Origin of the sequence: Streptomyces sp. NPDC001406 (assembly GCF_042895285.1) — a bacterium.
In the GTDB taxonomy this organism is placed as follows: domain Bacteria; phylum Actinomycetota; class Actinomycetes; order Streptomycetales; family Streptomycetaceae; genus Streptomyces.
The window spans coordinates 178,542-195,797 of sequence record NZ_JBIAWG010000016.1 but is presented as its reverse complement, the minus strand read 5'-3'; the positions used below and the strand labels follow the sequence as shown (position 1 = coordinate 195,797).

The following is a 17,256-nucleotide window of genomic DNA, read 5'->3' as shown; positions in this document are numbered from 1 at the left end:
CATGGCCGTACAGTCGTCCCGTCCGTCTCCAACACAGCGGTAGAGAGTGGCGAGCACAGGTGGACGTGCAGAAGAAGCTCGACGAGATCGTGGCCATGGTCTCCGGCGCCCGGGCCATGCCCATGTCGGCGTCGTGCGTGATCAACCGCGCCGACCTGCTCGCGATGCTCGAAGAAGTGCGCGAGGCCCTGCCCGGCTCCCTCGCGCAGGCCGAGGAGCTGATCGGCGGCCGCGAGCAGATGGTCGAGCAGGCCCGGCAGGAGGCCGAGCGGATCATCGGGCAGGCGCACGCCGAGCGCGGCTCGCTGATCTCCGACACCGAGGTCGCCCGCCGCTCCCAGGCCGAGGGCGACCGCATCCTGGCCGAGGCCCGCAAGGAGGCCGAGGACGTGCGCGTGGAGGCCGACGACTACGTCGACTCCAAGCTCGCCAACTTCGAGGTCGTCCTCACCAAGACCCTCGGCTCGGTCGGCCGCGGCCGCGAGAAGCTCCTCGGCACCGGCCCGGGCCTCGACGAGCAGGGCTACGAGGACGAGGACGCCCCCGAGCGCAGCCACGACCCGGAGACCCTGCGCCGCGACGCGGACGCCTATGTGGACGCCAAGCTGGGCGCCTTCGAGGCGGTCCTCGCCAAGACCCTGGAGGCCGTCGGCCGCGGCCGCCAGAAGCTGCACGGCCGTATCGCCTCCGACGACCTCGGCGCCCTCGCCGACGACAACACGACCTTCCAGCACTCCAGCGACTCCGACTACCTGGCCGACCTCGCGGCCCTCGCCGAGCAGGACGCCCCGGCCGAGCAGCCGCCGCCGCAGCCCGTGGCGCAGCAGTACGACCAGCAGCCGGCCTACGGCTATCAGCAGCAGGACGTCTACGGCGGCTACCAGCAGCAGGACTACACCCAGCAGGACGCGTACGGCTACCAGCAGGCCGATCCGTACGCCCCCGCCTCCGGCTACACCCAGGCGGAAGGCGCGCCCTTCCAGGGCTACGACGGAGGGCAGGCGGCCTACGACCAGCAGCAGGTCCCGCACCAGGGGCAGGTCCCGAACCAGGCGCAGCAGGGGCACCAGGGCTACTCGCTCGACGAGACCAGCCTCTTCGACACCAGCATGATCACCCCCGAGCAACTGCGGGCCTACGAGCGGGAACGCGGCCTGTAAGGGGCGCCCCGAACGCCCGCGCGGGCCGGGAGCACCCACCGGATTGGGCCGAGAGCGAAAGGTCCAGTATCCTGGCTCTTCGGTCGCGTGTACGTCCGCGATCAGCGCTGCCCGGGAACACCGAAGGGCAGTGTCCCTCTGAGCTCAAAGATCGAAAGCAGGAATGGCCTCTAACGCCCGCCTCGACCACCGCAACCCTCTCGTGTTCGACTCGCACGAGCTGGGCAGGCGTCCTGGTGCGCTGCAGCGGCTGACCCGCACGATCGACGCTCCCAAGGACTTCGGTATCAAGGGAGTCGTCGGGGTGCCGGAAGGCGCCCCGGTGGAGCTCGAACTCCGACTCGAGTCGGTCATGGAAGGTGTGCTCGTCACAGGCACCGCCCGTGCACAGGCCGAGGGGGAGTGCGTAAGGTGTCTGGAGCCGCTCGGGTTCGATCTCGAAGCGGACTTCCAGGAGATGTTCTCGTACCCTGACGCCGACGACCGGGGCCGCGTGATCGCGGAGCCGGGCGACGACGCCGAGGACGACGAGGACAGGCTCTTCCTCGAGGACGGACTGTTCGACCTCGAACCGGTGCTGCGCGATGCGGTGGTGCTCGCACTGCCGATGCAGCCGGTGTGCCAGGAAGACTGCCCAGGACTGTGCGCCGAGTGCGGGGCACGCCTTGCGGACGACCCGGACCACCATCACGACGCCGTCGACATCCGTTGGGCGGCTTTGCAGGGACTCGCCGGTTCCATGAAGGACGGCGAGAAGGACGAGATGAGCGGCGCTGACGCGGAAGCGGGCGTCGACGAGAAGCAGGAGAAGTAGCCGTGGCTGTTCCGAAGCGGAAGATGTCGCGCAGCAACACGCGCCACCGCCGGTCGCAGTGGAAGGCTGCGGTCCCCACCCTGGTTGCGTGCGAGCGCTGCCACGAGCCCAAGCAGCAGCACATCGCGTGCCCGTCTTGCGGCACCTACAACAAGCGCCAGGTCCTCGAAGTCTGAGTGGCCAGGTGAGAGGCACAGTGTCCAGTCCCAAGAAGGCGGATGACGCCAAGGCGGACCCATCCGCCAAGAAGAAGACGGACAGCACGGCCTCGTCCCACACGCTTCTGGAAGGGCGGCTCGGCTACAAGGTCGAGTCCGCCCTTCTGGTGCGTGCACTGACCCACCGCTCGTACGCGTACGAGAACGGCGGTCTGCCGACGAACGAGCGGCTGGAGTTCCTCGGGGACTCCGTGCTCGGCCTCGTCGTCACGGACACGCTGTACCGCACCCACCCCGACCTGCCCGAGGGCCAGCTGGCCAAGCTCCGGGCCGCGGTGGTGAACTCGCGTGCGCTCGCGGAGGTGGGCCGAGGTCTCGACCTGGGCTCCTTCATCCGGCTCGGCCGTGGTGAAGAGGGCACGGGCGGCCGGGACAAGGCGTCCATCCTGGCCGACACCCTGGAAGCGGTGATCGGCGCGGTCTATCTCGACCAGGGCCTCGACTCGGCGTCGGAGCTGGTGCACCGGCTCTTCGACCCGCTGATCGAGAAGTCCTCCAACCTCGGAGCCGGACTGGACTGGAAGACCAGCCTCCAGGAGCTCACCGCGACCGAGGGGCTCGGCGTGCCCGAGTACCTGGTCACGGAGACCGGCCCCGACCACGAGAAGACCTTCACTGCTGCCGCCCGCGTCGGAGGCGTCTCGTACGGCACCGGCACCGGCCGCAGCAAGAAGGAGGCGGAGCAGCAGGCCGCCGAGTCCGCCTGGCGGTCCATCCGGGCCGCGGCGGACGAGCGGGCCAAGGCGGCCGAGGAGGCCAAGCAGGCCCTCGACTCGGCCACGGAGGCCGCCGGCGGCGACGCCGTCCCGCCCTCCGCCTCCGCCTGACGAACGCAGCAGCGCAACCCGAGCGCCCGCTCCCGCCCCGGGGGCGGGCGCTCGGCTCATACACGGTCCGTTACGGGGGTCACCATGCCCGAGTTGCCCGAGGTCGAGGTCGTACGGCGTGGCCTGGAGCGGTGGGTCGCCCATCGCACCGTCGCCGACGCCGAGGTGCTCCACCCGCGCGCCGTACGCCGTCATGTGGCCGGTGCCGACGACTTCGCGCACCGTCTCAAGGGCCATCGCATCGGCGTCCCCAGCCGGCGTGGCAAGTACCTGTGGCTGCCCCTGGAGGACACGGACCAGTCCGTCCTCGCCCACCTCGGCATGAGCGGGCAGCTGCTGGTCCAGCCGCACGAGGCGGCGGACGAGAAGCATCTGCGCATCCGCATCCGCTTCGCGGACGAGGTGGACACGGAGCTGCGCTTCGTCGACCAACGCACCTTCGGCGGGCTGTCGTTGCACGACAACACCCCCGAGGGACTGCCCTCGGTCATCGCGCACATCGCCCGTGACCCCCTCGACCCGCTGTTCGACGACGAGGCCTTCCACCAAGCCCTGCGCCGCAAGCGGACCACCATCAAGCGGGCCCTGCTGGACCAGTCGTTGATCAGCGGAGTCGGCAACATCTACGCGGACGAGGCCCTGTGGCGGGCCCGTGTCCACTACGAGCGCCCGACCGCGAGCTTCACCCGCCCGCGCACCGCCGAACTCCTCGGCCATGTGCGGGACGTGATGAACGCGGCCCTGTCCGTCGGCGGCACCAGCTTCGACAGCCTGTACGTCAACGTCAACGGCGAGTCGGGCTACTTCGACCGCTCACTGGACGCGTACGGGCGCGAGGGCCTGCCGTGCAAGAGGTGCGGCACACCGATGCGCCGCCGCCCCTGGATGAACCGCTCCAGCTACTTCTGCCCGAAGTGCCAGCGGCCCCCGCGCGTGCGGACCGCCTGACACACGAGGCTGCCTACGGCTGCCGGGAGTCGTACTCCTGGCGGGCCCGGAGCACGTTGTCCATGGAGCCCTCCACGAAGTGGATGAGGCTCAGCAGCCGTTCGGCGATCTGATGGCCCAGGGGGGTCAGTTCGTAGTCCACGCGCGGTGGGTTCGTCGGCTGTGCCTCGCGGCGCACCAGGCCGTCGCGCTCCAGCGCGTGCAGGGTCTGGGACAGCATCTTCTCGCTCACGCCGTCGATACGGCGGCGCAGCTCGTTGAAGCGCATCGAGCCCTCGTGCAGCGCGCCGAGCGTGAGCCCGCCCCAGCGGCCCGTGACGTGCTCCAGCGTGCCCCGCGACGGGCAGGCCTTGGCGAACACGTTGTAGGCGAGGTCCTGCTCCTCCGTGCGCTCCTCGGTGCTGTTCATGTCCCAAGCGTACTCGAACGCAGCGCCAGCCGACAGGTTGCGCTAACTTCTGGTTAGTGCTTTCCTTTGGTCATTGCAGTTGAGCTGCCCATTCGAGGAGTACTCATCATGACCACCCCCGTTGTCTCCATCGCCTACCACTCCGGCTACGGCCACACCGCCGTCCTCGCCGAAGCAGTCCGCGCCGGAGCGGCCGAGGCCGGAGCCGAGGTGCACCTGATCAAGGTCGACGAGATCACCGACGAGCAGTGGGCGGCTCTCGACGCCTCCGACGCGATCGTCTTCGGTTCGCCCACCTACATGGGCACGGCGTCCGGCGCCTTCCACGTGTTCGCGGAGGCGTCCTCGAAGCGCTGGTTCGGACAGGACTGGAAGGACAAGCTCGGCGCCGGCTTCACCAACTCCGGCTCCAAGAGCGGCGACAAGCTGCACACCCTGCAGTTCTTCCAGATCCTCGCCGCCCAGCACGGCATGAACTGGGTCAACCTCGGCCTGCACCCGGGCTGGAACAACAGCGCGGGCTCCGAGCACGACCTCAACCGCCTCGGCGTCTTCGCCGGCGCGGCCGCGCAGACCAACGTGGACGAGGGCCCGGAGGCCGTGCACAAGGCGGACGTGGCGACGGCCGAGCACCTGGGGCGCCGGGTCGCCGAGACGGCGAAGGTGTTCCTTCAGGGACGCGCGACGGCCGCCTGAGCGACCGCCGTCACCGTCACCGGGTGCGCCGGGTCTAGTACCCGAAGAAGTGAAGGGCTGGGTCTCTGACCTGCGGCCGTGTAATCGATCAACGCTGCGACCTGCGACTTGGCTGTCGACGGTTGTCAGCGTTGGTCGTCGTTGAGCACCCTCCGACGGCCCCGAGACGGCCCCGAGACGGCCCCAAAGATAGCCGCGGGGCCGCCGCGCTACTACGAGCTATGACGGATTGCTGACATATCCCTGAACGGCTTGAAAAGGGTGTGCTGGCAACCGGCTTGCGTCCAAGCCTCGTTGTAGTAGTACCTGTAGGCGAGCCTGTAGCCGACCTTGAAGCCTTCTCCGTAGATACCCTCGCCATATGGCGGAAATTTCGGCCACGATACCGGCCAACACATGCCGCCGGCCTTCTTGCCAGCCGCTTCTCCCGCTTCATAACCCCTGCAGTGACCCAGCGTCCAGGGCTGGTTGAGCTCCTTTTGGTAGAGGCAATACGACTGTGGAGGGGTATCCGCGGGCGTCGTCACGAGGCTCTTCTCCGAGAGAGGCTTGGTGGCAGGCGTAGCCAGATGCTCTGCGGTGCGCCCCGTGGCAGGAGCGGCGAAGGCGCTGGTGGGCAGCAGCACGCTTGCCGCTCCCAGGCCGATCGTGGCGGCGAGCAACGCCAGACGCTGAGGACGGATAGCACAAGACACGGAATTCTCCTTCGAGAGAATGGTGAGGGGCACACTCGACCGGCCCAGCCTGTATGGCGGTGGTCCACCAGCGGGACACATGCCCGACGGGTCGCGCCGCCGGGAGGTCTGTGGCCTTGTGAGTCCAGTAAGCCCTGCCCGACCCGGGCACGTCATGCCACCCTAATTCGGGACTTGACGGACGCCTGTTGGGCCTGCTCAGTGGGCAGGTCAGTCACCCGATCGTGCAGCAGACCCAGTTGCTTCAGCGCCACCGGCCGGTGTTCGCTCCGCCGAAGGGTGGCAAGGAACGTGACGTACCGCTGCCTGAGTCCGTCGCCTTCGCGCTGGCTGGTCACCTGAAGCGCCACCCGGCGACAGGGATCACGCTGCCGTGGAAGACCCTCGACGGGCCACCGGTCACGGCATCACTGATCTTCACTGGGTCCGCGGGCCTGGCGCCGGACCGGAACCGCTTCAATGATCGCGTCTGGCGTCCTGCCCTTCGGACCGTGGGTGTCGAGACAGGGCGGGACAACGGCATGCACGCGCTGAGGCACTTCTATGCCTCAGCCCTCCTGGACGCGGGGGAGAGCATCAAGGCCCTGAGCGAGTACCTGGGCACCACGACCCCGGCTTCACGCTGCGCACGTACACGCACCTGATGCCGTCGAGCGAGACCCGGACCCGGGCCGCCGTTGACCGCGTCTTCGAGGACGACGAGCCTGCGGATGACGGCCCCGAGACGGCTCAGGAAGGTTCCTAGGTCGCTGACCTGCGGTTATCTCAGTACCCGAAGTCCTGCGTCCACCAGGGACCGCCGGCGCCGAGGTGCACACCGACGCCCAGGGTCTTGAAGTCGCAGTTCAGTATGTTGGCGCGGTGCCCCGGGCTGTTCATCCAGGCCTCCATGACCGCGGCCGCGTCGCTCTGGCCGCGGGCTATGTTCTCGCCGCCGAGGCCGATGATGCCGGCCTGGGCGGCGCGGTCCCACGGGGTCGCCCCGTCCGGGTCGGTGTGGTCGAAGAAGCCCCGCAGGGCCATGTCGTCGCTGAAGGCCTCGGCCAGCTTGGAGAGCGAGCTGTTCGCGGCCACCGGGCTGCAGCCCACCTTCGCCCGCTCCTCGTTGACGAGCTTCAGCACCTGTGCCTCCGCGGCGGCCGGGGCGGAGATCGTGGCCGGCGACGACTTCTTCGGCGGGGCCTTCGGCGCCTTGTTCTGCGGCTTGCCCTTCGGCTTCTTCGACGGCGTGGTGGCCGTCGGCTCCGCGGCCGGAGGCTTCGTCGGCGTGGGCGCGGAGGACGCCGAGGCGGACGGCGCCGGCGAGGTCGAGCGGCCCGTGCCGTGGCTCGTCGAGGAGCCGGCGGAACCGCCGCCACGGCCGTTGTCGGCGCTGCCGGAGGTACCGCCCTGCTCGGCGGCCGTGTTGCTGGGCGAGCCCGCGGCCTGCACCTTGTCACTGCCGGAGGTGCTGGTGGTGCCGCCGAGCCGGTAGTTGTCGAGGCCGGGCACCGCGCCCGTGGCCACCGCGACCGTGCCGAGGGCGACGGCGGCGGAGACCCCGAGCAGACCCGTGCGCACGGGTGTGGCGGCCTTCTTCTTGCGTCGGTGCCCGCGTTCCCGAGGGGCACCCGCCGGGCTGAACCCGTCCGCGGGGAAGACGGCCGTCTGCGTGACCGGCGCGTATCCGTCTTCCGTCGCGTACAGATACGCCGAGCTTCTCGCGTTGGCGTCGGCGTACGCCTCCGGGTTCAGATACGGAGCGATGCCCATGGTGGCGTGATCGCCCGCGTACGAGTCCTGCGGGTCGTGGCTCCCCGAGTACGAGCCGTGCGTCTGTGTGACCCCCGTGGCGCGGCTCGTGGCGGCGCGGCCGGCGGCGGAGCGTCGGTGGCGTCCCATGTCCTTGCCTTCCTCGTCTCGCGGTCAACCGCACCCATACGATCTTGTGGGTCAACCCAACTCACTCGATCGAGCGAGTTTCATATGAGATTCATTGGGTCGGGACGGTACCGCATGGCGCCTGAGGAAGAAGTGCTGCGAGTGACATTGGTTGGTTAGGTTGCAGCCATGAGTGAGGATGTGCGACTGGTCGCCTGGGTGCGTGGACGCGTCCAAGGTGTGGGTTTCCGCTGGTTCACGCGGGCCAAGGCGCTGGAGATCGGCGGCCTGAGTGGTTTTGCTCTCAATTTGGGCGATGGACGGGTCCAGGTGGTCGCCGAGGGCTCGCGCGAGGGATGCGAGGGCCTCCTCGACTGGCTCCAGGGCAACGACACGCCCGGGCGTGTGGAGGGTGTCACCGAGATCTGGGACACACCCCGCGGCGGCTACGACGGCTTCGCCGTCCGCTGACCCCGTTCCGCAAAGCCCCGCAGGTCGACGCGGAGGGGCATGCCACTGGCAGGTGCCCACAGCAGAAACCACCTGGTGGTTGCCAAGAACCGCTCGTCGTGGCAGGCTCCGCAGATACGGATCACCGCTACGCCCCGAGGGCCCCGCAGGACTCGCAGCGCCGCCGCTTCCCGGCCGCGCACGCCCGGGTTGCCCGCCAATACGGGGCGTGATCGTGTTGACCGTCAAACTTTTTGGTGAGACGCTGAAAGCCCCGCGCACCTTAGCTGTTTGGCATGTAGCAACGGCAGAGCAACACTCGAGTGTGTCAAGCACCGCGGGTGCGAATCCCTCACGACCCACACCGCTTCGGTCGGTCACTCAGTGTGGAGGACCATCCATCATGGCAAAGGCGCTTCTCGGTTACGTCGGCGGCTCCGACCCTCGACTCCTCGCCGAGATGCGACGGCTCCAGCAGCGCGTACAGGACCTGGAATCGGAGCTCGTACGAATCCAGGCGGAGAACGACGCGCTGACGGCTGCCGCTTCTCACGACAGGATCATGGAGAGCATCGACGCACACCAGGCGGAGCCTGCGCTCACCTGATCGCTGCATCGCTCCACGACAGCACACGCAGTGGTTGGGCTGCCCGTATCAACCGCTAAGTTGTCAGAGTTGCAAGGGACGCTTCGGCGTCCCTTCTTTCTTGCCCCCGTCTCTGTCTTTACCTACCCCGCGCATCCTTTCACTCTCTTTAACGTCTGATGTGCCCTGCATGTTCATGGGCGAAACCGCGGGGTTGCCAAGGTTCATGGAGTGAGATAGCGGCGGAAGGTAGAGTCCAGCGGCGTGCACCTCAAGGCCCTGACCCTCCGCGGGTTCAAGTCGTTCGCCTCGGCGACCACGCTCCGGTTCGAGCCGGGGATCACGTGTGTCGTGGGGCCGAACGGCTCGGGCAAGTCCAATGTCGTGGACGCGCTGAGCTGGGTCATGGGCGAACAGGGCGCCAAGTCGCTGCGCGGCGGCAAGATGGAGGACGTCATCTTCGCCGGCACCACCGGGCGTCCCCCGCTGGGCCGTGCCGAGGTGTCGCTGACCATCGACAACTCCGACGGGGCGCTCCCGATCGAGTACGCCGAGGTCACCATCACGCGGATCATGTTCCGCAACGGCGGCAGCGAGTACCAGATCAACGGTGACACCTGCCGTCTCCTCGACATCCAGGAACTCCTCTCCGACTCCGGCATCGGCCGCGAGATGCACGTCATCGTCGGCCAGGGCCAGCTCGACTCCGTCCTGCACGCCGACCCCATGGGCCGCCGTGCCTTCATCGAGGAGGCGGCCGGCGTCCTCAAGCACCGCAAGCGCAAGGAGAAGGCGCTGCGGAAGCTGGACGCGATGCAGGCCAACCTCGCGCGCGTGCAGGACCTCACGGACGAGCTGCGCCGGCAGCTCAAGCCGCTGGGACGACAGGCCGCGGTCGCCCGGCGGGCCGCCGTCATCCAGGCCGACCTGCGCGACGCCCGTCTGCGCCTGCTCGCCGACGATCTCGTACGGCTCCGGGAAGCCCTGAAGAGCGAGATCGCCGACGAGGCCGCGCTCAAGGAGCGCAAGGAGACCGCCGAGCAGGAGCTGAAGAGGGCTCTCCAGCGCGAGGCGCTCCTGGAGGACGAGGTACGGCAGCTCACGCCGCGCCTGCAGCGCGCCCAGCAGACCTGGTACGAGCTCTCCCAGCTCGCCGAGCGCGTCCGCGGCACGATCTCGCTGGCCGACGCCCGGGTGAAGAGCGCCACGTCCGTGCCCGCCGAGGAACGGCGCGGCCGTGACCCCGAGGACATGGAGCGCGAGGCCGCCCGCATCCGTGAGCAGGAGGCCGAGCTGGAGGCCGCCCTGGAAGCGGCCCAGCGCGCGCTCGACGACACCGTCGCCCACCGCGCCGAACTGGAACGCGAACTGGCCCTGGAGGAACGGCGCCTCAAGGACGTCGCCCGTGCCATCGCCGACCGCCGTGAGGGCCTGGCTCGGCTGAACGGGCAGGTCAACGCGGCCCGTTCGCGTGCCGCGGCCGCCCAGTCCGAGATCGACCGGCTGGCCGCGGCGCGGGACGAGGCCCAGGAGCGGGCCGTCGCCGCGCAGGAGGAGTACGAGGCCCTGAAGGCCGAGGTCGACGGCCTCGACGCGGGCGACGCCGAACTCGGCGAGCGGCACGACGCGGCCAAGCGGCAGCTCGCGGAGGCCGAGTCCGCCCTCACCGCCGCCCGCGAGGCCGCCACCGCGGCGGAGCGTCGGCGCGCCGCGACCCAGGCCCGGCACGAGGCGCTGGCCCTGGGCCTGCGGCGCAAGGACGGCACCGGCGTGCTGCTCGGCGCCAAGGACCGGCTCAGCGGCCTGCTCGGCCCGGCGGCCGAGCTGCTGACGGTGACCCCGGGCCACGAGGTCGCCCTGGCCGCCGCCTTCGGCGCGGCGGCGGACGCGATCGCGGTGACGACCCCGGCATCGGCGGCCGAGGCAATCAGACTCCTGCGCAAACAGGACGCCGGCCGAGCGTCCCTCCTGCTGGCGGGGGCACCGGAGGTCCCGGCGCCGACCGATGGGGCGGACGGGACCGCTCCCGCGGAGGCCCCCGACGGGTTTCGCGTGGACGGGTCCGGGGCGGGTACCCACGGTCCGGACAAGCCGCGGTCGGCTGCCGGCACCGGGGACGCGGGTGTCGGGGCCGGTCGTTTGGTTACGGGTGCGGCGAGTGGGGCGGGTTCGCCGGACGGCGTGCGTGCCGTCGGGGCCCCGCCAGCCCCCGTCTCCGCCGAGCCGCGCGTGAGCGGGTTCGATCCGGGCGCCATGAGCGGCGCGGCGGGCGGGCCGCCTTCCTGGGCAGTTGCGGGCGACGGGGCCGGTCGTTTCGGTACGGGTGCGGCGAGTGGAGCGGGTTCGCCGGACGCCGTGCGTGCCGTCGGGGCCCCGGCAGCCCCCGGCTCCGGCGAGCCGCGTGTGAGCGGGTTCGATCCGGGCGTCATGAGCGGTGCGGCAGGTGGGCCGGCTTCCTCGGCAGCCGTGGGTGCCGAGGACGGCCGTTTCGGTACGGGTGCTGCGGGCGGAATCGGTGCCCCAGCCGACGTTCATGCCGTCGGGTCCGGCGAGCGGCCGGCGGATGGCCTCCGTTCCGAGGGCCACCCCTTCGCCGCCGACCTCGTTCGTGGTCCCGCCGACCTGATGCCTGCCGTACGCCGCCTGCTGCGCGGGATCGTCGTCGTCGGCACCCTTGAGGACGCCGAGGATCTCGTATACGCCCACCCGGACCTCACCGCCGTCACCGCCGAAGGCGACCTGCTGGGGGCGCACTTCGCGCACGGCGGGTCCGCGGGGGCTCCCAGTCTGATCGAGGTGCAGGCGTCCGTGGACGAGGCCGCGGCCGAGCTGGCCGAGCTGGCCGTGCGCTGCGAGGAGTTGTCCGAGGCGCAGGGCCGGGCCGCCGAGCGGCGCGGGGAGTGTGCCGCGCTGGTCGAGGAGCTGGGGGAGCGGCGGCGGGCGGCCGACCGGGAGAAGTCGGCCGTCGCCCAGCAGCTGGGACGGCTCGCCGGGCAGGCGCGCGGTGCCGCGGGTGAGGCCGAACGGTCCACCGCGGCGGCGGCACGCGCGCAGGAGGCGCTCGACAAGGCCGTACAGGATGCCGAGGAGCTCGCCGAACGGCTCGCCGTCGCCGAGGAGATGCCGATCGAGGAGGAGCCGGACACCTCGGCGCGCGACCGGCTCGCCGCCGACGGTGCCAACGCCCGGCAGACCGAGATGGAGGCCCGGCTCCAGGTGCGTACGCACGAGGAGCGGGTCAAGGGGCTCGCCGGGCGGGCCGACGCGCTCGACCGGGGCGCCCGCGCCGAACGCGAGGCACGCGCGCGTGCCGAGCAGCGGCGGGCGCGGTTGCGCCACGAGGCCGCTGTCGCGGAGGCGGTCGCCTCGGGTGCGCGGCAACTGCTCGCGCACGTCGAGGTGTCGCTCGGCCGGGCCGAGCGGGAGCGGGCCGCGGCCGAGGCCGCCAAGGCGCGCCGGGAGCAGGAACTGACCGCCGCCCGCGGCACCGGACGCGATCTCAAGGCCGAGCTCGACAAGCTGACGGACTCGGTGCACCGCGGCGAGGTGCTCGGCGCCGAGAAGCGGCTGCGGATAGAGCAACTGGAGACCAAGGCGCTGGAGGAGCTGGGCGTGGAGCCGACCGGGCTCGTCTCCGAGTACGGCCCGCATCAGCTCGTACCGCCGTCCCCGCCCGCCGAGGGAGAGGTGCTCCCCGAGGACCCGGAGCACCCGCGCAACCGGCCGAGACCCTTCGTACGGGCCGAGCAGGAGAAGCGGCTGAAGGCGGCCGAGCGGGCGTACCAGCAGCTCGGCAAGGTGAACCCGCTCGCTCTGGAGGAGTTCGCGGCCCTGGAGGAGCGGCACAAGTTCCTCAGCGAGCAGCTGGAGGACCTGAAGAAGACCCGCGCCGACCTGCTTCAGGTCGTGAAGGAGGTCGACGAGCGCGTCGAGCAGGTCTTCACCGAGGCCTACCGGGACACGGCCCGGGAGTTCGAGGGCGTGTTCAGCCGGCTGTTCCCGGGCGGTGAGGGGCGGCTGGTGCTGACCGACCCCGACAACATGCTCACCACCGGCGTCGACGTCGAGGCCCGGCCGCCGGGCAAGAAGGTCAAGCGGCTCTCCCTGCTCTCCGGCGGCGAGAGGTCGCTCACGGCCGTCGCGATGCTGGTGTCGATCTTCAAGGCCCGGCCCAGCCCGTTCTATGTCATGGATGAGGTCGAGGCCGCGCTCGACGACACCAACCTGCAGCGGCTGATCCGCATCATGCAGGAGTTGCAGGAGTCCTCGCAGCTGATCGTGATCACGCACCAGAAGCGGACCATGGAGGTCGCCGACGCGCTCTACGGCGTCTCCATGCAGGGTGACGGTGTGTCGAAGGTCATCTCGCAGCGCCTGCGCTAGACCGGTGCGATCTACACCTATCGCGACCTGCACTTCTTGATTTCTTCACTTCTTGAAGCCACTCTCACCACGGGTGCCTCCTGAGGTCACATCACTAGGCCTATTGACTTCGATACTTGAAGGCATAGTCTCTGCAACGTTGCTTTTACCTTCAGGTTGAAGGGCTCACCCCCACCCCGGCAGCGTTGCCGGGTGCCCCAGGAGTTTTTCGTGACCAGCACAGCGCAGGCACCCACGTCAGGAGCCGGGACGGCTCAACCCGAACATCTCGGGCACGTCATCTTCATCGCGGCGGCGGCCGCGATGGGCGGTTTCCTCTTCGGTTACGACAGCTCCGTGATCAACGGCGCGGTCGAGGCCATCCGGGACCGCTACGACATCGGTTCCGCGGCGCTGGCCCAGGTCATCGCCATCGCCCTGATCGGCTGTGCCATCGGCGCCGCGACGGCAGGCCGCATGGCCGACCGGATCGGCCGCATCCGCGTCATGCAGATCGCCGCCCTGCTGTTCACCGTCAGCGCCGTCGGCTCGGCGCTGCCCTTCTCGCTGTGGGACTTCGCCCTCTGGCGCGTCGTCGGCGGCTTCGCCATCGGCATGGCCTCGGTCATCGGCCCCGCCTACATAGCCGAGGTCGCCCCGCCTGCCTACCGCGGCCGCCTCGGCTCCTTCCAGCAGGCCGCGATCGTCATCGGCATCGCCATCTCGCAGCTGGTCAACTGGGGCCTGCTCAACGCCGCCGACGGCAACCAGCGCGGCCGGCTGATGGGCCTGGAGGCCTGGCAGGTCATGCTCGGCGTGATGGTCGTCCCGGCCGCTCTCTACGGCCTGCTCTCCTTCGCGATCCCCGAGTCCCCCCGCTTCCTGATCTCCGTCGGCAAGCGCGAGCGCGCCCGCGAGATCCTCGCCGAGGTCGAGGGCCAGGGCCGTGACCTGGACGCCCGGGTCGCCGAGATCGAGCAGGCCATGAACAGCGAGCACAGGTCCACCTTCAAGGACCTGCTCGGCGGCGGCTTCTTCTTCAAGCCGGTCGTCTGGGTCGGCATCGGCCTGTCGGTCTTCCAGCAGTTCGTCGGCATCAACGTCGCGTTCTACTACTCCTCGACGCTGTGGCAGTCGGTCGGCGTCGACCCGACGGACTCGTTCTTCTACTCCTTCACGACGTCGATCATCAACATCGTCGGCACCGTGATCGCGATGATCTTCGTGGACCGCGTCGGCCGCAAGCCGCTCGCCCTCGTCGGCTCCGTCGGCATGGCCGTCGGTCTCGCGCTGGAGGCCTGGGCGTTCTCCTACGACCTGGTCGACGGCAGGCTGCCGGCCACCCAGGGCTGGATCGCCCTGATCGCCGCCCATGTCTTCGTCCTCTTCTTCGCCCTGTCCTGGGGCGTGGTCGTCTGGGTCATGCTCGGCGAGATGTTCCCGAACAAGATCCGCGCCGCCGCCCTGGGCGTGGCCGCCGCCGCGCAGTGGATCGCCAACTGGGCCATCACCGCGAGCTTCCCGTCCCTGGCCGACTGGAACCTCTCCGTCACCTACGTGATCTACACGGCCTTCGCGGCGCTCTCCATCCCCTTCGTCCTGAAGTTCGTCAAGGAGACGAAGGGCAAGTCGCTGGAGGAGATGGGCTGACCCGCCCCGCGGACTCGAGGAGAAGGGCCAAGTCCCCGCTGCCCCTCTCCTCGTACCCCTCCGCCGCCCCGGCCCGGCCACTGCCCGGACCGGGGCGGCGGTGTCATGTCCGGGGACTCACCACCTCGTCGAGACGAGCGCACGAACTCCCGTGGGTCAGCCGCCCAACGCCGGAACCACCCGTTGCGCGAACAGTCGCAGGCTCCGCCACCCCTCCTCCACCGGCATGCCGCCCGCCAGCGGATGCAGGACGAGACTGTCCAGGCCCTGGGCCGCGCACTGCTCCGGAGCGAGGATCCGGTAGACGCCCTCGGCGCGCAGTTCGTCCACCGTCGTGGCCGCCGACCGCACCGCCGAGCGGATGTCCCCGGACTGCCAGGAGGCGTACGTCCTGGCCTCGTGCAGGAAGTGCCGGCCGTACTCGGCCCACGTCCGGTCCGGATCCTCGGCGATGTGCAGGAGCGGGGTCTCGGCGGCGGGCATCATGGTCCAGCCCTCGGTGCCGTACTCGACGAGCCGCTCCTTGTAGTACGCCTCCAGCTCCGGCAGATGCGCGCTGGGGAAGAACGGCAGGCCGAGCCGGGCGGCCCGGCGGGCGGCGGCCTTCGAGGAGCCGCCGACCAGCAGCAGGGGGTGCGGATCGGTGTACGGGCGCGGGGTGACCCGTACCGTACGGCCCCGGTACTCGAACTCCTCGCCGGTCCAGGCCTTCAGCAGGGTCTCCAGCAGCTCGTCCTGGAGCCTGCCGCGCCGCTTCCAGTCCACGTCGAACAGGGCGTACTCCTCGGGCCGGTAACCGATCCCGGCGACAGTGACCAGCCGTCCGCCGCTCAGCAGATCGAGCACTGCGATCTCCTCCGCCAGCCGCAGCGGGTCGTGCAGCGGGCCGATGATCGCCGAGACGGTGACCGCGATCCGCCGGGTCGCCCCGAACACCGCGCCCGCGAAGGCGAACGGCGACGGGAGCCAGTTGTTCGCGGCTCCGTGGTGCTCCTCCGTCTGCACGGTGGTGATGCCGTGCTCGTCGGCGTACGCGGCCATCTCCAGGGCGGCCCGGTAGCGGGCGGCGAGGGAGGCGGGGGTCGCGCCGGGTTCGACGAGATTGAAACGTACGACCGTGACGGGCATGGGACGTCCCCTTCGCCGGGTGGGGTGTCGGCGAGGAGGGAGGCTAGCTGACGGTTCGTCAGATCGCCATGGCGGTGGCGTGCGTATCGAGCGCCCCGGGCCGCCTTGGAGGAATCTACGAAAAAACCCTCCCGGCGGATCAAGGGCCGTGCTGGGGGAGGGATGGATACTGGACGCGTTATGGAAACCGTCATCCTTGCTGTAGTCATCGCCGTGGTGGTGCTCGCGGTGCTCGGCGGGCTCGTCGTCGGCAGCCGGCGCAAGAAGCAGCTGCCCCCGCCGCCCTCCGTCACGCCCGACATCACCGCACCTCCGGCCGAGCCGCACGTCGGCGACGAGGCCGAGACGCCGCGCGAAGAACCGCGCCGGACGATAGAGGAGGTGGACCTCCCGGACGGCTCGGCCTCCGTCGCCGTCGAGGAACCCCCTGCCGCCGAAGCCGTCGAGGCTCCCGCGATCGAGATCCCGGAGCCCACCGCGGGACGCCTGGTGCGGCTGCGCGCCCGGCTCTCCCGCTCGCAGAACGCCCTCGGCAAGGGCCTGCTCACCCTGCTCTCCCGCGAGCACCTGGACGACGAGACGTGGGAGGAGATCGAGGACACGCTGCTCACCGCCGACGTGGGCGTCCAGCCCACCCAGGAGCTGGTCGAGGGTCTGCGTGAGCGCGTCAAGGTGCTCGGCACCCGCACCCCCGAGGAACTGCGCGGCCTGCTGCGCGACGAGCTCCTCAAGCTGGTCGGCACCGATGTCGACCGCACCGTGAAAACCGAGCCCGAGGACCGCAAGCCCGGCATCGTGATGGTCGTCGGCGTCAACGGCACCGGCAAGACCACCACCACCGGCAAGCTCGCCCGGGTCCTGGTGGCCGACGGGCGCACCGTCGTGCTGGGCGCCGCCGACACCTTCCGTGCCGCCGCCGCCGACCAGCTGCAGACCTGGGGCGAGCGGGTCGGCGCCTACACCGTGCGCGGGCCGGAGGCCGGTGACCCCGCCTCCGTCGCCTTCGACGCGGTGAAGGAGGGCAAGGAGATGGGCGTCGACGTGGTGCTCATCGACACCGCCGGCCGACTGCACACCAAGACCGGCCTCATGGACGAGCTGGGCAAGGTCAAGCGCGTCGTCGAGAAGCACGCCCCGCTCGACGAGGTGCTGCTCGTCCTCGACGCCACCACCGGTCAGAACGGCCTCGTCCAGGCCCGTGTCTTCGCCGAGGTCGTCGACATCACCGGCATCGTGCTGACCAAGCTGGACGGCACCGCCAAGGGCGGCATCGTGGTCGCGGTCCAGCGCGAGCTGGGCGTGCCGGTCAAGCTGGTCGGTCTCGGCGAGGGGGCCGACGACCTGGCGCCGTTCGAGCCGGAGGCGTTCGTTGACGCCCTTATCGGGGAGTGAAGTCACCCACCGTATTCACTACGCCGTCGAGAAGCGCCCGTCCCAAGGTCCAGTTGGGACG

16 protein-coding genes are annotated in these 17,256 nt (G+C 70.2%); 12 read left to right on the top strand and 4 right to left on the bottom strand.

Annotation, left to right across the window (positions count from 1 at the left end; all coding sequences use genetic code 11):
• Positions 1 to 59 precede the first annotated feature (59 nt).
• The 5 genes from ACFY1J_RS34560 to mutM all read left to right on the top strand — a co-directional run bounded on the left by ACFY1J_RS34560 (position 60) and on the right by mutM (position 3,967).
• Positions 60 to 1,160 carry an ATP synthase F0 subunit B gene (locus tag ACFY1J_RS34560; protein WP_390712549.1) on the top strand — a complete coding sequence of 367 codons (1,101 nt, stop codon included), beginning with the start codon at positions 60 to 62 and terminating at the stop codon, positions 1,158 to 1,160.
• 163 nt (positions 1,161 to 1,323) lie between these two features.
• On the top strand, positions 1,324 to 1,974 hold the full coding sequence (locus tag ACFY1J_RS34555; RefSeq protein ID WP_390712550.1) for a YceD family protein: 651 nt from the start codon (positions 1,324 to 1,326) through the stop codon (positions 1,972 to 1,974).
• A gap of 2 nt (positions 1,975 to 1,976) precedes the next feature.
• Positions 1,977 to 2,150, top strand: coding sequence for a 50S ribosomal protein L32 (rpmF, locus tag ACFY1J_RS34550; RefSeq protein ID WP_003951102.1), 174 nt, complete (start codon positions 1,977 to 1,979; stop codon positions 2,148 to 2,150).
• Positions 2,151 to 2,158: 8 nt separating this feature from the next.
• Entirely contained in the window at positions 2,159 to 3,019 is an 861-nt protein-coding gene (gene rnc, locus ACFY1J_RS34545) for a ribonuclease III (RefSeq protein WP_390712551.1), read from the top strand.
• 84 nt (positions 3,020 to 3,103) lie between these two features.
• On the top strand, positions 3,104 to 3,967 hold the full coding sequence (mutM, locus tag ACFY1J_RS34540) for a bifunctional DNA-formamidopyrimidine glycosylase/DNA-(apurinic or apyrimidinic site) lyase (RefSeq protein WP_390712552.1): 864 nt from the start codon (positions 3,104 to 3,106) through the stop codon (positions 3,965 to 3,967).
• A gap of 13 nt (positions 3,968 to 3,980) precedes the next feature.
• Here the strand turns inward: mutM and ACFY1J_RS34535 are convergent, their stop codons facing one another.
• A complete protein-coding gene (locus ACFY1J_RS34535; RefSeq protein WP_390732585.1) occupies positions 3,981 to 4,376 on the bottom strand; it encodes a winged helix-turn-helix transcriptional regulator in 396 nt (131 codons plus the stop codon).
• 108 nt (positions 4,377 to 4,484) lie between these two features.
• Here ACFY1J_RS34535 and ACFY1J_RS34530 point away from each other — a divergent pair, with 108 nt between their 5' ends.
• On the top strand, positions 4,485 to 5,072 hold the full coding sequence (locus tag ACFY1J_RS34530) for a flavodoxin family protein (protein ID WP_363298756.1): 588 nt from the start codon (positions 4,485 to 4,487) through the stop codon (positions 5,070 to 5,072).
• Between the two features lie 212 nt (positions 5,073 to 5,284).
• Here ACFY1J_RS34530 and ACFY1J_RS34525 read toward each other — a convergent pair whose 3' ends face one another.
• Positions 5,285 to 5,734, bottom strand: coding sequence for a hypothetical protein (locus ACFY1J_RS34525; RefSeq protein WP_390732584.1), 450 nt, complete (start codon positions 5,732 to 5,734; stop codon positions 5,285 to 5,287).
• A gap of 221 nt (positions 5,735 to 5,955) precedes the next feature.
• On the opposite strand from ACFY1J_RS34525, the gene ACFY1J_RS34520 reads away from it, so the two are divergent.
• Positions 5,956 to 6,411 (top strand): hypothetical protein, encoded by a 456-nt coding sequence (locus tag ACFY1J_RS34520; RefSeq protein WP_390732583.1) that lies wholly within the window; start codon positions 5,956 to 5,958, stop codon positions 6,409 to 6,411.
• Between the two features lie 121 nt (positions 6,412 to 6,532).
• Here ACFY1J_RS34520 and ACFY1J_RS34515 read toward each other — a convergent pair whose 3' ends face one another.
• Positions 6,533 to 7,648 carry a CAP domain-containing protein gene (locus ACFY1J_RS34515; protein WP_390712554.1) on the bottom strand — a complete coding sequence of 372 codons (1,116 nt, stop codon included), beginning with the start codon at positions 7,646 to 7,648 and terminating at the stop codon, positions 6,533 to 6,535.
• Between the two features lie 168 nt (positions 7,649 to 7,816).
• Here ACFY1J_RS34515 and ACFY1J_RS34510 point away from each other — a divergent pair, with 168 nt between their 5' ends.
• The 4 genes from ACFY1J_RS34510 to ACFY1J_RS34495 all read left to right on the top strand — a co-directional run bounded on the left by ACFY1J_RS34510 (position 7,817) and on the right by ACFY1J_RS34495 (position 14,675).
• Complete coding sequence (locus tag ACFY1J_RS34510; RefSeq protein ID WP_390712555.1) at positions 7,817 to 8,098, top strand: acylphosphatase; 282 nt, start codon at positions 7,817 to 7,819, stop codon at positions 8,096 to 8,098.
• A 382-nt stretch (positions 8,099 to 8,480) separates the two neighbouring features.
• Complete coding sequence (locus tag ACFY1J_RS34505) at positions 8,481 to 8,684, top strand: hypothetical protein (protein ID WP_058922942.1); 204 nt, start codon at positions 8,481 to 8,483, stop codon at positions 8,682 to 8,684.
• 243 nt (positions 8,685 to 8,927) lie between these two features.
• Positions 8,928 to 13,046, top strand: a complete 4,119-nt coding sequence (locus ACFY1J_RS34500) for an AAA family ATPase (RefSeq protein ID WP_390732582.1) — start codon at positions 8,928 to 8,930, stop codon at positions 13,044 to 13,046.
• A gap of 210 nt (positions 13,047 to 13,256) precedes the next feature.
• Positions 13,257 to 14,675: a sugar porter family MFS transporter gene (locus ACFY1J_RS34495; RefSeq protein ID WP_390732581.1), complete on the top strand. Its 1,419-nt coding sequence runs from the start codon at positions 13,257 to 13,259 to the stop codon at positions 14,673 to 14,675.
• A 156-nt stretch (positions 14,676 to 14,831) separates the two neighbouring features.
• On the opposite strand, the gene ACFY1J_RS34490 is transcribed toward ACFY1J_RS34495, so the two are convergent.
• A complete protein-coding gene (locus tag ACFY1J_RS34490) occupies positions 14,832 to 15,803 on the bottom strand; it encodes an LLM class flavin-dependent oxidoreductase (RefSeq protein WP_390732580.1) in 972 nt (323 codons plus the stop codon).
• A gap of 180 nt (positions 15,804 to 15,983) precedes the next feature.
• Between ACFY1J_RS34490 and ftsY the strand changes: the two genes are divergently transcribed.
• Positions 15,984 to 17,195 carry a signal recognition particle-docking protein FtsY gene (ftsY, locus tag ACFY1J_RS34485; RefSeq protein ID WP_390712559.1) on the top strand — a complete coding sequence of 404 codons (1,212 nt, stop codon included), beginning with the start codon at positions 15,984 to 15,986 and terminating at the stop codon, positions 17,193 to 17,195.
• Positions 17,196 to 17,256 lie beyond the last annotated feature (61 nt).